Raw genomic sequence first — 16,087 nt, forward strand, 5'->3', positions numbered from 1 at the left:
TACGACACCAAGGAGAGTCAGTTCACTAGATAGCATTTCAAAAGTACTCTCTAAATAATTTTAAAGTGCCATCTCTATAGCGGCTTCTAACGAGTTAACCTCAAGTGTGTCGTGGCAAATTCCGCTATTGTCTGTTGCGTCATCCAGCAGACAAACATCAATTTCGTTCACCACAACTTTGGAAATTTCACCACACCCCAATTTCAATGTATAAGAGGCGAACTTGCTATCATTCGCTCGCATGGGCCCCAGGGGAAGAGACAGTAAGCTGATGAATTTGCTGTATGAATCAACAACCGCGAGCTTGAATGATATTTGATCCAGACTTGCGCCGATTTGGTTGTGGGCAAAAATCACCAGTTCGCATGCATTTATGCTATCAGTGGATTTGTCTGTCGCTCGGTTCAGTTCAATTAGAAAATGACCAGCGTCTTTATTTTCCAGTACTGATGCGCTTTCCTGCGCAAATGCACCACTCACACTGCCGTACCAGGCAAAAATTGCCAAGGTATAATATAAGGACCGACGAAACATACTGTTCCTGCAATTGTCTAAAATCAATTGCCTGCATTTAGTGGCCTATGAGGTGTTTCTGTCAACCCTAAACTCGCCTAACGGTAGACACCGTGCTGCGTTCCTATATCGTATTTTGCGCCGCCATCACCCCAGGATGCAAACAGGCCTCGGATGCCATCTGTTTGTTGAGTTTTGCGCTCAGACTGCGGGGATGAACGGGGTCCTAAAATACCGACCCTGACAAAATCTTTCTGAGAGAGTGTGGTTTGCGGCGTTTTTCGCGCGACGGGGTGATTCCCGTTGGCAGAGGAATGGTTCAGCACCAAGGCGGCCAATTGTTTGGTTTTTTCTGGCTCGGAAGACAGGTTGTTTTGGGAGGTACGCTCCTTAGAAATACTCGCAACAACAACTGTCTGTGGAATGGCGTGCAAAGTTTGCGCCGGACGCGCCCGAGGGCGCAGGGAAACGCGCACATTAGTGGATTCCCGTGGGGCGTGGATCACGTTCTGCGCTCTGATCGGAGCATCCGATGCCACCGGAACACTCAAAGCTGTTATCAGCGAGCGTCCGCCAACGTTGGGCGTAAACGCCCCAACCTCAGCTGCAACAAAAGCCGTCTCAGCCGCTGGCGCTACCATCTCTGGGCCTTGGGGCATTTTGATGTCCACTGACTTGACCATCGCAGGCCGCGCGAATTGGTTGTGCACCTCAGACAACACAACACCTCCAACGCTGGTTAATGCGATCAAGCAACCCGAAATGGCAAAGACACGTTTCATGAGTGTAATTTACCATATCCACTTCATGAGCAGCATCCCCTAAACTCACGCTCACACAAAATTTCCTGTTTTTTTCTTCGGCCCTTTGGGAAAAACAATCTAGCCTTGTAAATTCAACACGTTAGGGTCACCCTTGTAGTGATCCAGAAAACACAAACGGATTAAAGATGTCCCGCAGACCGTTAAAAAGGCGGCATTTTTTTGTCATTTTTACCTTTTTTTTGACACATTTCCCTCAGCAAACGCATGCGAGTTTGCGAATCTGTAATCAAACCCTCGATGTGGTGAATATTGCGATCGGCCAGTGGGATCTCCAGGCCTGGGTCACCTCTGGTTGGTGGGTGGTAGGCCCAAATCAATGCGCCGATGTAATCGAAACAGATCTGACGTCACGCTTTGTCTATGTGTATGCACAGGATGTCTTTCGCAATCCAATGTTCGAAGGCGACACCGCTATGTGTGTGGACAATGGCGAATTTCGCATTGAAAGCCGCGATAACTGCCTGCAACGTGGTAAAATCGCTGCGGATTTTCGAGAGATCGACACAGGCAACTCCCCGCACTGGACCTTCAATATTATTGCACTGCAGGATGCGGCTGGTCATTAATCCGGCGTTGGGGTTCATCGATGTTAAGATACCTATTCCCAGATCAGTCCGGAGCCTTCACATTCAATGGCGTTTTCGCGCTGAAACCGAACGCACGCGATTGACAGTGGCGGCCGTCTCGAGAGACACTCAACCTATAGATTAATTCAATTTTTAGGACCGTTCCACCCATGCGCGTGTCAGGTTTTTCAACGCTATGCTGCGCTCTGATCATTATGATCCAAAGCGGCGCCCCGCTTTTGGCTCAGAGCGTCGATCAGACGGCGGATGCCGGAGATGCGTTCTCCCTCGAGCCAATTACCTTCGATATCGAAGATCAGATCTCTGCTGACACCACAGAAGAAGTTATTTTGGTAACGGCATATACACCTCAGGCCCTACCGCCTAGAATTTCCAGGTTCAATACCGCTAGCCGCGAAGCAAGGCCCACAACAGTCGGCCGCCCCAGTCCTTCGATTGTTCTTGGAATAATAGAGCCCGGCGCCGAAGAACGCTTTGGTATAGAAGGCTTGCTAGACGAAACTGTGGCTGCCTTTGGCTTTGCATTTGATGATCTTGAGAGTCGCGAAGCGCTGAGAACTTCCAACCCGGAGTTGTTTCGGGAGTTGGTTCAGGGCGGTCACATCGACCCGCCCGAAGAACAGCTGGCACGCGTTTTGCAACAGGAACTGGCACGGATGAATTGCTATCGCTCTTCAATTGATGGTGTTTGGGGCGGCGGTTCACGTAGATCGGTTACCAGTTATTTCCAGACTCTGGACAATGGCAATCGTGCGCCGAGCTCTGCACCCAGCAATGAGCTGTTTCGCAGCATTGTTCTGAACGGTGACGTCACTTGCCGGGTTGCTAGGGTTCAACAACCAACAACACCTTCGGTGACTAATAACCGGCCACGACGAACTACACCCGCGCCGCAGGCAGCGCCCGCACCTGCACGCCCCCCAGCTTCGAGCGGGAGCTCTGTCCCGCGTGCCGGAGTTTTCCGTTAAAGCGACGCAAAAACGTGGATCACCTGCCCCCTTTAAACAGAACAATTGAAGTCGACCCACGCTTTCTCGGGAGCGGTAAAAAGTTGCGTCGCAAGCGCCTGTTGCGCATCTGTTTAAAGATCTCAGCCGCGTTAAGTGTGTTAGCATGCAGCGCCTTTGGAATATGGCAGGTCTGGCTTTCCGCGCCCACAGCAGATCTCGACTTAGATGCGAACCAGGATTTGGTGCAATCCGAAGACGTTGCAGCGCTGGATACTCTAGATCTAGATGCTTCGGTTTTTCTCAATATCAAACGCGCGCCCATGGTGATCGAGCTGCCGGAAAGCGGCGCATTGGGCCGGCAGCGCATGATCTTGGATCAGGCCCTCGATAGTGGGCGAGCCCCCGCAGGCAGCGCTTTGATATTGATCGATGATCCCCTGCTGGATCCTGATCAGACTTTGACTTTGACGCTCCCCTCCAGCGGGGCCGATCTTGCTGCGTTCCAAAAGCGTCGCTCCGCTACGCCTCAACGGCCGACAAATTCCACAGCATCTGATGGCGCCAGCGAGACTCATTCCACCCAAACCATAGTGCCGCTGAACACGGTGACCGAAGCTATCGCTTTGCCTGCGGCGCAGCGGCTGCCACTTTATCAAGATCACGTGTTTCAACTTGATCGATCCCGCGCGTTGGAGCCAGTTCTGCAAGAAGCTGGTCTCGACGACGACGAAATCCAGCGCATTTTGCGTGCACTCAGCCGCGAAGCCGAAGCAAGAGAGCTGAACTCCGAACAATTTGCCTCGCTTGGAGATGGGGATATTCTGGCGCTGCGCACCAGTGCGAAGCGGCGTGCGGCGAAATTCCTTCAAGCCTCATTTTATGTGCAAGGTCAATATTTGTTGTCTTTGTCACAACCAGCGCCAGGCCGCTTTGAGCTCTCTGATGATCCTTGGTTCTCGGACAACCTGCTTGAAAAGGCTGACCGGGTTTTGCGTGCGCGGGGTCCAAACGCGGACATGCGCCTGAAAGACGCGCTTTATACGGCACTGTTGCGCAACGGCATGAGTTCGGATGCCGTGGGTGAAACCATGCTCATGCTGAGCCGGGCAACCAACCTTGATCGGTTGGTGCGTGCGGATGATACCTTACGCCTCTTGATGAGCTCGGACGAAAGCCTACTGCCCTCTGCCCGGCTGCTTTTCATCGCGGTTGACCAAGCCGAAGTTAAGTTCCGCTGTTATGTGGTGCCTCAAGTCCAGCTGGGCGCATCACAGGATGCGGGCGCTTTCAGCTGTTTTGACCCAAGCGCGCCTCAAAATTTGCCTGCACCGGGCGGTCTCGGCGCCGGGTATAAGGTTCCGGTGGAAGGGGTCAAAACCAGCGGGTTCGGATCGCGCATTCACCCGGTCACCCAGATACATCAACATCACAACGGGGTGGATTGGGCCGCTCCCATTGGCACTCCGGTAGTGGCCACGGCTTCAGGGACCATCACCAAGATTGATCGATCCACAACCTATGGCAACATCATCTACTTGTCCCACGACGGCGGCATCGAAAGCCGCTATGCCCACCTTGATGGTTTCGCAGAAGGATTGCGCCAGGGCGCTGCGGTCGAACAAGGCCAACTTATTGGCTATGTGGGCACGACCGGACGCTCCACCGGCCCACATCTGCACTTCGAAATGCGTCTCAGCGGTGTTCCGGTCGATCCTCTGGGTTTTGGCACATCCGGCGGATCCGCTGCTGTTGAGGCGCTGGTCAACCGTATTATTCAGGTGGAAAGCGCCGGCAATGCGCGGGCCAAAAACAGCCGCTCCTCCGCCACCGGTCTGGGCCAGTTCATTTCCTCTACCTGGCTCCGTATGATGGGGACCTATCGTCCGGATCTGGCGCAGAGCCTCAGCCGTGAAGAACTCTTGGAGCTGCGTTTTGATCCCGATTTGAGCCGCGCTATGGTGACAAATTTGGCACGCGAAAATGAAGCTGTCTTGCGCGCTGCGGGGCTCAACATTTCGCCGGGCCGCCTCTATCTGGCGCATTTTCTCGGTGCCAAAGGCGCAGTTGTTGCACTCAGAGCCGACCCCGAAGCCTCTGTACTGGATACGATGGGTGCAAATGTGGTGGAGGCTAATCCGTTTCTAAAAGGCTGGACAAATGCTCAGATGGCGGCCTGGGCAGACCGTAAGCTATCCGTGCTTGGTCAAGCTTCCGCCCCAGTGCCGCGCCAAATCCCTGTGGAAGTTCGCAATTTTCAGGAACGGCTTGACCGTTTTTTTGCGGCGCTGTGATCGGCCTGCGCTTACGAGCGTAAATTCCGCAGGCTGAGCTTAGGGGGTAATATGCACATAACCCAGATCAACGGCGCCAGAACTGTCGAGGGCCAGTTCCCGCGCGATCAGATCAAAGATCACAGCCGCTTCGGTGCCATCTTGCATTGCGCTTGCGCGAACCAGCGCTTTTTCAGATGACACTGCGACCAATAGATATGTGCCAGGCGCACCGGAGCGAATGCGGAACTCAAACTGGCGTTGCTCCCCGATCGGCTCCTGCAGACGTGGGGTCAAAGCATGCACATTGCCCTTGGGCGTGACAATCGCGAGCCAGTCCGCGCGTCCCGCCGATCCCCACAGCCGTCCTGCAATTTCGTCGCGGCGGCTGACGATCCCGTCAGCAACATCCAGTTCAATCTGTGCCGCCGCGCGGCCCTGAAACGCCTTGGCGAACGAGAGCGCCCCACATTGGCTGGTCTCAACCAAGCGCGTCACCAACTCAGGTTGCCCGTCGAAATGCGCAGCCCAAGCCGCATCGATCCCCGCAAGCGAGACCCCAGAGGAATGGAATCCTTCGATTGCGGTTGCATTGACCCCATGCTGACGCAAGGTTGCAAAGGTACATCCCGGCGCAACCGCATTGGCCAAAAACGCCTCAGGTCCTTCATCTCGCTCTGGCAAGTCCTCACTTTGCTGTGTCTCAGCGCTGCCATTGCTCTCTAGGGTGGCCAAGCCAATATAGCCGCCAACCCCCAACAGCGCTGCACATAACAGCAACAGGCCAAGCCGCCGCATGGGTTTTCGCTTTGGTGTCGCCAATTCATCTGTTGTGTTGAGTGTCGTCGCCCCTTGTTCTGCCTTGGGCTTCGTTCCAGCCGTAGACAAATTGGTCATATTTGGGGCGGCCTGCAGGCCTTCTACACTTCTGGTCATGGCAGATTGCGCCTGCCCTGGATGTGTTCCCATCGTACCCATGCCGGTGCCGCGGGTGACGGTGCCTCTTGATGTGGTGACGAACCCAGCCGATGTACCTTGATCTCCCTGCAGCTCGCTCAAGGCTTGCTTGACCAGCGTCATACTGCTTAATCGCGCGTCAGGATCAGGTTGCAACATCTGATACAGCAACCCCTGCAATTCAACGGGCAGCGCGCTCAGATCCGGCACGCTTTCGCGCATCCGGACCGCCTCGATGATCGAGCTGCCCATTTGCGCCGCGCCACCGGTGGCCGCCGCATAGATCAACAACCCCATGGAATAAATATCCGAACGCCCGTCGGCCTCTCCGCCAAATGCGCCCAATTGCTCCGGTGACACGTATTTCAGCTTGCCTGCGAACTCATTGCCTAGGGTGACATCCTTGATGGCGTTTGAGCGCGAAATACCAAAATCAATCAGCACCGCTTTGCCGATCTTGCTATCCGGCAACATCACATTGTCAGGCGACAGATCCCGATGCACCACGCCGATTTCATGCGCCGCTGCGAGCCCGTCTGCCAACCGAGAAAACAGCCGATAGATTTCATTCAGGCTGAGCGCACCGGTTGATTTGATCCGATCAGACAGTTTGGTGCCTTCGATGAACCCCATGATCAGCGCGTGAAGATTGAGCCGCTCATCCGGTGGGACATAGGCAAAATAGCGTACAATCGCATCATGGTGCAAAAGCCGTAATGTGCGTGCTTCACGGCGAAACATATCAGCTGCTTTTGTGTCTTCTGCGAACTCCGGCAAGATCACCTTAATGGCCACAGGCTCTCCGGTGCCAATCTCTTCCCCCCGAAACACCCGGCCCATACCGCCTTGATCCAATGGTTGCAGCACCCGATACATGTTGTTGATTACATATCCCGGTTCCAGTTTTTGCAAAGGTAGTGCAAAAGCGCCTTCCGGCGGAGGCACAAGGGTCTCCACTGCCGATGGGCCTCCAGTTGTATGATCAACACCATTTTGGTTCGGATCGATCTGTTCCGGCGGTGGCGCAGAAGCAGGAGGCTGGGCCAAAGGTTGCATTGGAGAGATGATTGTGCGCTCGTCTATTGGGCCTTTGCTGGAGCCAGGCAAATGCTGCGGAATTGTCCCTGAGGTCTGATCGTCAAACTGCGCGGCCGGCGCATCCGGATCCAAACCCGACTGCATTGCAGCACTCATCGGACGAATAATGGTGCGTTCATCGTCGAGTCCGGTATCCGCAGAGACTTCACCAGACTGTATTGGCGTCAAGGCGTCGCGTTCATCACTCATAACATCCCCTCAAACTCTGGGAATTGCCCATCTACTTCAAAAGCACGCAGGCCGATATCCTTGCTTCGAACCAAAACCACTGAAACATTATCTTTGCCGCCACGCTCTACAGCCTGAGCGACAAGATAATTGCTGATTTCCTCCAGCGACCATTCAGTCGCCGCCAGCAGATGCTCCAATTCCTCAGTTCCAAAGTATTCCGAAAGCCCGTCCGAGCAGAGTAGGAACAGATCTCCATCCTGTAACTGTCCCTCTACCATCTCCACTTCGAGTGAGGGAGTCACACCAATCGCGCGGGTAATAACATTCTTGCGCGGCCAGGTCTCAGCCTGTTCTTCGGTAATTTGGCCGGAATCTAGCAGCACCTGCACCTCGGTGTGGTCGCGGCTGACCTGCACCAATTTGTTGTCACGCAGCAGATACATCCGACTGTCGCCGGACCAGTAGCATAGGAAGCGGTTTTCGATTGTGGCCAGCGCGATAAGGGTGGAGCCAATCGATCCACGACCAAGCTCAGCCGCGTGCAAATTCACCCGATGATGCGCTTGGTTAAGCCGATCCGCCATGCGGTGGCGCAGATCTTCATAAGTTGAAGCCACCCCAAGCGTGTCAAGGCAATCAACAACGGTTCGGCTGGCAAAATCCCCTGCCGCATGCCCACCCATGCCATCGGCCACCGCCCACAACCCGCAATGCGGATCGAGTAACATACTGTCTTCATTTATTTTTCGCACGCGTCCCACGTCGCTGCGCCCAGCGTCGTCAAATTCGAATTGCGTGCCCCATTGCGTGGTCACTGCCCGTCCCCCCGCCGCATTGTCTGTTGATCCAGCAACCACGCCAGCGCGGATGCATCCGGCAAGCCATTGCAGGCCAGCCACCCCGCGTCGTGCCCCGGATGCCACCAATGCGAGCGGGTAAACTGTGCCTGAATGGCGTCCTGGCTTCTTGCATCCGCAAACAGGCGCATCAGATTGCCATCTTCCCGCTGTCCCCAAAGCGTGCCGTCACTGCCGCTCTCCCAAGGGGTTCCATGCAACTGCGGCATTACAAAACCTTGCAACAGACCCTCGCCGCCCTGCAGGCCGCGCTCCGGCATGCGAAACTCAACAATGTGGGACCACAGCGCTTCATAGGGGCCCGCTTCAAACCCATCGGCAACCGGTGGCGGAGTAACAACATCGGTTAGACCAAATATGAGGGGAAACCGGCGCCCCACTTTATCAGCAGAGGGTATGAAGACCCCCAGCAGCGGTACCCCTAGTATGTTTGGCCCGATCCAGAAATACAGCGGTGGGGCCGTGGCCCAGACCATCTCCCAATTGTCCCCAAGCTGCGCACGCAGCACCGGCAGCTGCGCTTCAAGCCAGCTGTCCAGTGGCGCCAGATGCGAATGAGGCAGACCATGGGCGATAAAATCACCAAAGGCGCGGTGCTTGCCATAGATCATGGTGCGGGATGAGAGGGTACTCATTCACTTACTCCAAGCTCTGCGGACATTGGAACGCACGAAGCTCCTTCATCAGAAAGGGCACGGTAATGCTATCAAACTCCAACCGGTAGCGACCGGAACGCCCACCTACGGAATGGGTGATGTCCACCTGTGTGCCATTGGCACGCCCCCGCCCTTTTTCGATAAACTCGGTGATTGCCCAGCGACCACCACCAAAGCGTAGCGAATTGGACACCCGGTTTTTTTGGGGCAGCAGCGTCAAGACAATATCCGCTGTCTCTTCCGGCCAGGTCACACTCACGGCGGTTGAATTCGGCAAGATCTTCACCCGACGCTCACCAAAAGCCAACAGTGTGGAATCCACCTCCTCGCTACTGGTGGTCTGACGAATGGTAAAACTTACCGATGGGCGATTGCTATCAGCAGGGAAAAACGCCTGACGAATACGTTCGGCGCGGGCGAACTGACTCAACGTGGATTGTGACAGTCGCGCACCCAGAGGGCGATCGCTGCGTGCAACCAGACCGCCAAGCCCGTCTCGTTGGGTATAGTCGCGCAAATACTCCTGATAGAATTTCTCCATTCGGCCGCCATAGCCAAAGAAATCACCAAACACCGCAGTTGAAATATGCCGTCCACCGCTGGCAAAAGGGTAAGCGGTTTCAATATTTTGACGACAATATGCAGTGATTTCCTCGTTCAAGGCCCGCTGGATCTGCTCTAGCGTTGTATTTGCGGAAATGGTCAGGAACTCACTTTCGATCTGGTTAACAAACCCAATCACTGGCTGCGGATAAAACGGCAAGTTCTGGGTCAAATCGTTCAGCGCGTCCTGCAGCCCGCGTGAATCCAGTAGCGCATTTGGGGTACGCGCCGCGCTCTGGCGGTTGGCCGCCAGCGCCCGCAACCCTGCCAACAGCACATCTACCGGGCGGCCCCGTGCGCCGCCCGCCGTGTCGACAAATTTGTGCCACTTTTCAAAGTTGCGTTCCACGTCTTCCAGTTGACGCCGCTGCAGCGATCCTGTGCTGCCCACACCCGCTGCGCGTCCCTGGAACTTAGCTTTATCTTTCAGCAGGTTCAGCGCAATCCGCTGGAACGCACCCGAGCGTCGCTCAACCTCGCTAAAGCCTGCGTCTCCCAGCTGCCCAGCGACATTGCCGCTTGCCAAGTCTTGCGGCGACACTTCCATGTTTTCAATGGTATCGAGGAACCGGGACAGGCGGGTTTCGCGGTCCACCGCTTCAGCCAACTTTAGGATTGGAGATGCAAAATCCACTCCAGCCACAGACAGCGCAGGAAACTCCGGCGCGCCCTGTGACATGGGCGTCAATTCAATGCGATCCAGCATCTCTTGCCAGTGGCGGTTAAAGTCTGCCTGATAGAGTGCGTGAATATCACGGTTCAAACCGGCCATCTGCCCGGAGTAATCCACTTTTTCACCGGCTTTACCCAGAACCCAGGCCTCTTCTTCCAGCCGTTGCGCCGCAGTTTCCATCGCGGTGCGGAAGCTGCCCCAATAGCCGGAGAACGTATATAGCCCCGGTAGCGTCAGCGTATTAAGCCCACGCCCATCGGTGGTGCGAAACACCAGATCAGCACGTACCCCATCCAATGCATCCGACAGGCTGTAAGGTGCCATCGCCGCCGCATCCGACTGGATCGAACTATAAGCCTGCTGCGCAAGCGGCAATGTTGCCAGTACCAACTGTGCCGCTTCTACAATCGAATTATTGGGCTTCAGGCGCGGCTCAACCCGGTCATCCAGTTCCAGCATTGCCGCTAGATGATCATTGATCTCACTATATTCATCTTCTAGCCCCACTTCCGAGAAATAAGGCAGCCAGGCATCGGCAAAATACGCCTGTATCGCCGCCTCATCCGGTTTGCCCGGCTGTTGTTTTGCCAGCAGAATATAAGCTTTCAGCGCGCGATAGGTTTTCTCTGTTTCCTGTTTGCCGATATAGTCCTGCAGCTCATTTTCCAACTGCAACATCATTCTTGGACGTAAGTGGCGTTCCAGCCCATCGGAATAGACTTCAAGAGAGGCGCGCCGGATACTTCCGCGCCGCGATAGCCCCATATGCTCAATGATCCCCTGTTCACGTGGATCACCCCAGCCCCCCGGCATATCACGCAACAGCGCCAAGGCTTCCATCACAGGCAGAGGGCTTGGATCATCCAAAATGGTCTGGCGCAACACCGGGTCAGCTTGCACCTCTTGCGAATAAGCCAGCGACATCTGGTCCGCTTCTTTGATCAGACTCGCATTTTTCCAATAGCTGTAGCCAAACAATCCCATTGACGTGGTTGTCAGACCCACAATGGTGGTGGTTCCTAACATCCGCATCAAGGCTCGTCGCCGCATTGCTTTTAGATCATAGCCCACCCAGTCCCGTTCGGCAAAAATCACTTTCTGCAGCAGATCATGCAAAAAGAAACTGCGTCCTTTGCCGGACATAAACCCTGTATCAAACCCCTTGCCGCCAATCGCCCCAAGCACTTGATCAATCGGAGTGCCTTCCTGCGTGCCCGAGGTAAAATAAAAGCCGCGCAAAATGGCATGGATTTCCTGTGGGCGCTGAAACACCCGGCGCATGAAATCACTCACATTGCGCTGCAACAGTGCCATCTGGCCGGGGAAACCAAAAATGGAAATCCGTGCAACCCCGTCTGGCTCTTCGTTCAACCGGTCCGTTACCTCATTAGAGAGGCGCGACACCAGTGCATCAAACTCAGCTGGTACCGCCTTATAGGTCTCTTCCTTGCGGTTCTTGGTCTGGAACGTAACCCCCCAGACACTACGGCGGCGATCTTCGCCAAAGGGACCAAAGAACTCTCGGAACCCGGCCACCATGTCCGCTTTGGTAAACATCACATACACTGGCACATCAATGCGCAGCTTCTCGTGGATTTCCTCTAACCGCTTGCGGATTGTCACCGCGTGGGTATCAAGCGCATCATCGCTCGCCGTCAGTAGATCATCGCAGGAAAACGCCAGGATCACCCCGTTGACCGGCTGGTTGGGTCGAGCGGTTTTCAGCTGTTCCAGGAAGGCTTGCCAGCTCATCCGGTCAGCGCGCTCATCACTGTCTTGCGTGGTATAGCGCCCGGCGGTGTCAATCATCACCGCTTCTTCGGTGAACCAGAAATCGCAATTTTTAGTGCCCCCAAACCCTGCGACGGCCGCCTTGTCGGTGCCGGGAAACTCCAAGCCCGAATGCACCAGGGCCGTGGTTTTGCCCGCGCCGGGCGGCCCGATGATGATGTACCAGGGCAGATCATACAGGTAAGTGGTGCCGCCGTTCTTTTTCAGTTTGCCGAGCGCTTCACGCATGCGATCGGCCAAGACCGCGCCATCCCCAACGGGCGTTTCAATCAGCGCCTCTTCCAGCGCCTGAGCCGCCGCCTTGCGCTTGCGGTATTTTAGAAAAGCCGCCAAGGCCACCACGCCCAGGATCGCAAAAATCACACCACCGCGCAGCCAAGGGGAAATCAGCCAGGAAACCCCCGTCCATAAAAAGCCAAACCACACTGCCAGACAGATCGATACGATCCCCACCACAATTAAGGGCACCCGCATCCATGGCGTCTGCCACAGCCGCGACAAGCTGAACCCGAATAGCCTCATCGTCACTCTTCCCGTTCAATCAGGATTTCTACCCGTCGATTGCGCGCCCGCGCTTCGGGTGTATTTGCCGTATCCAGCGGATCATTCGGCCCCACGCCCAGGGCGGACAGCCGATTGGGATCACTCAACGTGCCAGCTAGGATCCCCAGCACCGTTTCTGCCCGCGCCTGCGACAGCTCTTCATTGGTGCGGTAGCGTCCGCGCCCGCTGAGCGGAATATTATCGCTATGGCCTTCCACTACGATGGCACCCTGCTCGGCTTCCAAAACGATACCCAGACTTTGAGCTAGACTAGTGAAATCAGAACTCAGATCGGCAGAGCCGGATTTGAACCGCAGCTGCGCTCCCACCCGTATGGCAATGAAATCGCCCTTGGTTTCCACCTGCACCAGCCCGTCGCTGATCGCCGCATCCAACAGCCCGCGCACCCGGTCCAGCTGGGCCGGCGTGGCCGCCTCATAAGGTGCGCTCGCAACGAAATTCGCTTTGGTCTCGAGCGCAATCTGCTCGTTTGGGTTGGTCAATGTCAGGAGCGTGTTCTGGCTGGCCTGCGCATCTGACGATAAAATCCCCGACAAGGTGGCAAACAGCGCTACAACCATGGCCGCGGCAACGCTGGCCACAATCCACATTGGCACACTGGCCGAATTGCGTCGTCCGCCCAAAACGATCGGGGTCCAATGTACCGACAGGTCCTGCCCTGGCCGCGGCTCCACGGATCGAAACCGTTGATAAAGCTCATTTCGGATCCGCGTCAGCGCCACAACCCCATTGGGATCGGCCCGGTATTTGCCCTCAAAGCCAAGCGCCAAACAGGCCAGCATCAACTCCAGCACATCCTTGCGCTGATGTGAAAGCCCTACAACCTGCTCAAGTCTGGCAAAGAAGCCAATCCCCGCTGAGCGGTCATTCAACAACTCTGCCGCCATGGAATACTGTTGCCAATAGCCCGGATCGCTGCCGGGAATCGTTTGCACAAAATCATCCGCAGTGGCTGCTAACGCATAGCGCGCAGTTTCAATATCTTCGGGAGCAATACCGTGGTCCTGTGCCTTTTGAACAAAACTCTGGATCTCCCGTACGACATGGTCCCGAAGAGGAATGGCATGCATCTCCACGATACCGGTGCGCAACCGTCCCAGCAAAACCAGCAGGTCTGTTGCCGCCGCAAGAATAGGATTTGAGGTATGGCCAATATTAAGCCCCGAACCACGTAGCGCATCGGCAAAGGCAATCTTTGGGGTTGCAGCAGCAAGCTGGACCGCCGCCTGTTTTGCGGCTTGAGCATCTGGGAACTGCAGGTTCTGCGGCTCGTTATAGGACGACCATCCCTGGGTCTGTTCTGGGCTCTGCCCCCAGCCGGGTGGCGAGGCAGGATGTCCGGGTTGCGGCGGAACGCCCTGCCCTTGCGGTACATACGCTGGCGCTGGGTTCGGATAGGAAGGCGGTACAGGGCTTTGATAGCGAGGTTGACTTGCGGGCGCCTGCTGCATGTTGCCGCCAAACCACGTATCTTCCCGGTCACCGCTGGGCGCAGGAGGCTGCGGCGCCGGTTGTTGATAAGGCGCGGGCTGGCCCTGGGCGGCGATCTGCGATGGCGGCTGGTATCCGCCCGGCACATGTGGTGGGGGGGGCGCATAGCCGCCTTGGGTTTGCTGCGGATGTGGCGCCGGCGCAGCTCGAGACTGCGGCACCTCATACGGGTGAGCCGGGGGGTGGGCCTGAGAGTAACCCGGAGCCGGCGCAGCGGGCTGCGGCGGATAAGCAGGTGGTGCTGGTTGTTGCTTTGGGGCGCTGCCTGGAATCGGCATACCAAAGATTGTCTGCTCACCACCCTGCGGTGCAACGCCTTTCGAGGCCGACTGCGGTGGTTGCGGCAGGCGCTGGCCAAACACCGTGCGGTCATCATCATCCGATGTCATGGATCATTCCTCCGGTATCGCCCACAGCTCCAGAGCAAGCCCTGGCCAGGCACCCGCAATCTGCAGGCCAATGGCAGGCAGCGTCGAAAATTCGCGCCAGAGCGGGCTGGACTTGTCGATCAAAAAGTACACATGTCCTGTCACATGACGGATTTGCGCAGGCGGCGTCGGCTGGTGCACGATCGGTAAGCCTGGCATGTTGTTGACAATGATTTCGCGCATCCGCGAGGCGGGCCCAACCTTACAGAACTGCGGGAACTGTTGTTGCACCTGTGTCAGCGGAAGATCGGCCTTCACTTCTATGATGAAGGCTGCGTTAGAAAACAGCGACGCATCTTCGACAATGGCACCAAAGCGATTGTCTTTGCGGTCTTCCAGCGGCAGGCGTATAGCGCGTCCCACATCCCGCGACAGGAAGCGGCGAATATCGTCAACAACCGGCAGAAATGTTTCTTTTGGCCGCTCATGACGATATCGGCCATAGTCGCGCACCCGGCGCTCGCGGTCCTCAAAGCTGACCAGCTCTCCCGCCAATGCAATCAGAACCGAATACAGCCGCTCAGGATGTACAACCGGCAGGGTTTGCAAATGGCGTAGCAACGGCAGGTTGCGGTTCAACACCATCAGCATCAGATAGTCCTTACCCTGCATGCCGCCGGCGGAACTTGGATCTGCGGCATAGCGTTCCAATACTTCCACCCGCGCTTCCACCGCACCGATCACGGCGCTCAGATAGCTTTCATAGGCTCGGTGGCAGGAAATCGACATTCCGGTTGGCGGCATGGTCTGATCCAAAGCCACCACGGTACCATCGCGCACCTCTGCCACCTGGCCCAGCTCAAGGCTCTGATAGCCTTCCGGAGCGGTAGCCCGCAGCATCAGTTCTAGCCGAGGCGCCGCGATTTCAAGCGTCTCTTGATTGCGGCTGGCACGGGCATTGTCGGTTACCTCAGCCTCTTCGCTCACATAGTAGCGTGTGCCCTCACTGGTGATATCTCCGATATCCTGCCCGTTCTGGGACAGATTGGGCAGCACCAGCCAGATGGTTTTACCCTGACTGCCTTCTGGAACCGCGATCTCTGTCGGTAAGATATCGACGTCAGGGGCGGAAAAGATGGTACCGTCGCGAAAACAGCCTGAAACTCTCTGAAGCTCAAGCCGCCCCTGCCGCAGTTGGCCCCCATCAAACTCAGCTTCGGCAATGCCCCATGGAAAAGACTGAGCGCCCATCTCCGAACGTCCAAACGCGAGATGTTTCTCAAAATACCGGTCCGATTGCTGGAAATGCTGAGGTTTCAGAAACAAACCTTCTTTCCAAACAACCTTGCTAAAGCGTGACATAAAATATTCCCCAAAAAAATTCTTGGATACGCAAAAATCAGATCACATGTGCACCGTTAAATAGAATGGGTCAAGTACCACTAAACCGTGGCGTTAATAGGTTTTAATATGTGCTTTCGGCAACAGTGATGCAAGAAATAATATTATTATACAACCCACCCTCAAAAGAATAAGAAATCTATTTTGAAAGAATCAAATTGTTGATCAATTTTGTTTTTTGAAATTTATCTTAGGTTCGAGAGACACAAAAAGAATAAATGACGAGCGAAACTGTACTAGGTCATGTTGACAAATGGCGGACCCAGAGCCGGATTGAAGTGACGTCAACAAAGCCAAGATAACTTTCAGCCGT

Annotated in this window: 11 protein-coding genes; 3 read left to right on the top strand and 8 right to left on the bottom strand. The window is 55.6% G+C overall.

Annotated features, from left to right (window positions below; translation table 11 throughout):
- Positions 1 to 60: 60 nt before the first annotated feature.
- Both GFB49_RS19505 and GFB49_RS19510 read right to left on the bottom strand, forming a co-directional pair.
- Entirely contained in the window at positions 61 to 534 is a 474-nt protein-coding gene (locus GFB49_RS19505; RefSeq protein WP_194269421.1) for a hypothetical protein, read from the bottom strand.
- 77 nt (positions 535 to 611) lie between these two features.
- Positions 612 to 1,295 carry a hypothetical protein gene (locus GFB49_RS19510; RefSeq protein ID WP_153217772.1) on the bottom strand — a complete coding sequence of 228 codons (684 nt, stop codon included), beginning with the start codon at positions 1,293 to 1,295 and terminating at the stop codon, positions 612 to 614.
- Positions 1,296 to 1,462: 167 nt separating this feature from the next.
- Here GFB49_RS19510 and GFB49_RS19515 point away from each other — a divergent pair, with 167 nt between their 5' ends.
- The 3 genes from GFB49_RS19515 (at position 1,463) to GFB49_RS21450 (ending at position 5,165) form a co-directional block, all read left to right on the top strand.
- Positions 1,463 to 1,903 (top strand): DUF1036 domain-containing protein, encoded by a 441-nt coding sequence (locus tag GFB49_RS19515; RefSeq protein ID WP_153217774.1) that lies wholly within the window; start codon positions 1,463 to 1,465, stop codon positions 1,901 to 1,903.
- 170 nt (positions 1,904 to 2,073) lie between these two features.
- Positions 2,074 to 2,892, top strand: a complete 819-nt coding sequence (locus GFB49_RS19520; protein ID WP_194269422.1) for a hypothetical protein — start codon at positions 2,074 to 2,076, stop codon at positions 2,890 to 2,892.
- 224 nt (positions 2,893 to 3,116) lie between these two features.
- Complete coding sequence (locus tag GFB49_RS21450) at positions 3,117 to 5,165, top strand: peptidoglycan DD-metalloendopeptidase family protein (RefSeq protein ID WP_194269423.1); 2,049 nt, start codon at positions 3,117 to 3,119, stop codon at positions 5,163 to 5,165.
- 39 nt (positions 5,166 to 5,204) lie between these two features.
- Here the strand turns inward: GFB49_RS21450 and GFB49_RS19530 are convergent, their stop codons facing one another.
- The 6 genes from GFB49_RS19530 to tssK all read right to left on the bottom strand — a co-directional run bounded on the left by GFB49_RS19530 (position 5,205) and on the right by tssK (position 15,735).
- Positions 5,205 to 7,388, bottom strand: a complete 2,184-nt coding sequence (locus GFB49_RS19530; RefSeq protein WP_153217780.1) for a serine/threonine protein kinase — start codon at positions 7,386 to 7,388, stop codon at positions 5,205 to 5,207.
- Positions 7,385 to 8,098, bottom strand: coding sequence for a protein phosphatase 2C domain-containing protein (locus tag GFB49_RS19535; protein ID WP_153217790.1), 714 nt, complete (start codon positions 8,096 to 8,098; stop codon positions 7,385 to 7,387). Before GFB49_RS19535 ends, GFB49_RS19530 begins: the two co-directional genes overlap by 4 nt.
- A gap of 83 nt (positions 8,099 to 8,181) precedes the next feature.
- Positions 8,182 to 8,862 carry a type VI secretion system-associated protein TagF gene (tagF, locus tag GFB49_RS19540; RefSeq protein ID WP_153217782.1) on the bottom strand — a complete coding sequence of 227 codons (681 nt, stop codon included), beginning with the start codon at positions 8,860 to 8,862 and terminating at the stop codon, positions 8,182 to 8,184.
- Between the two features lie 4 nt (positions 8,863 to 8,866).
- Positions 8,867 to 12,472, bottom strand: coding sequence for a type VI secretion system membrane subunit TssM (gene tssM, locus GFB49_RS19545; protein WP_153217784.1), 3,606 nt, complete (start codon positions 12,470 to 12,472; stop codon positions 8,867 to 8,869).
- A 2-nt stretch (positions 12,473 to 12,474) separates the two neighbouring features.
- Entirely contained in the window at positions 12,475 to 14,394 is a 1,920-nt protein-coding gene (gene icmH / locus GFB49_RS19550) for a type IVB secretion system protein IcmH/DotU (protein ID WP_153217786.1), read from the bottom strand.
- A 3-nt stretch (positions 14,395 to 14,397) separates the two neighbouring features.
- Positions 14,398 to 15,735, bottom strand: a complete 1,338-nt coding sequence (gene tssK / locus GFB49_RS19555; protein ID WP_153217788.1) for a type VI secretion system baseplate subunit TssK — start codon at positions 15,733 to 15,735, stop codon at positions 14,398 to 14,400.
- Positions 15,736 to 16,087: the final 352 nt, after the last annotated feature.

This window comes from Tritonibacter litoralis (assembly GCF_009496005.1).
GTDB classification, from domain to species: Bacteria; Pseudomonadota; Alphaproteobacteria; order Rhodobacterales; family Rhodobacteraceae; genus Epibacterium; species Epibacterium litoralis.

Excerpts from the sequence above, each read along its gene's own strand:
- GFB49_RS19505 (WP_194269421.1), bottom strand. The coding sequence starts at position 534 with ATGTTTCGTCGGTCCTTATATTATACCTTGGCAATTTTTGCCTGGTAC.
- GFB49_RS19510 (WP_153217772.1), bottom strand. The coding sequence starts at position 1,295 with ATGAAACGTGTCTTTGCCATTTCGGGTTGCTTGATCGCATTAACCAGC.
- GFB49_RS19515 (WP_153217774.1), top strand. The coding sequence starts at position 1,463 with ATGTCCCGCAGACCGTTAAAAAGGCGGCATTTTTTTGTCATTTTTACC.
- GFB49_RS19520 (WP_194269422.1), top strand. The coding sequence starts at position 2,074 with ATGCGCGTGTCAGGTTTTTCAACGCTATGCTGCGCTCTGATCATTATG.
- GFB49_RS19530 (WP_153217780.1), bottom strand. The coding sequence starts at position 7,388 with ATGAGTGATGAACGCGACGCCTTGACGCCAATACAGTCTGGTGAAGTC.
- GFB49_RS19535 (WP_153217790.1), bottom strand. The coding sequence starts at position 8,098 with ATGTTACTCGATCCGCATTGCGGGTTGTGGGCGGTGGCCGATGGCATG.
- tagF (WP_153217782.1), bottom strand. The coding sequence starts at position 8,862 with ATGAGTACCCTCTCATCCCGCACCATGATCTATGGCAAGCACCGCGCC.
- tssM (WP_153217784.1), bottom strand. The coding sequence starts at position 12,472 with ATGAGGCTATTCGGGTTCAGCTTGTCGCGGCTGTGGCAGACGCCATGG.
- icmH (WP_153217786.1), bottom strand. The coding sequence starts at position 14,394 with ATGACATCGGATGATGATGACCGCACGGTGTTTGGCCAGCGCCTGCCG.
- tssK (WP_153217788.1), bottom strand. The coding sequence starts at position 15,735 with ATGTCACGCTTTAGCAAGGTTGTTTGGAAAGAAGGTTTGTTTCTGAAA.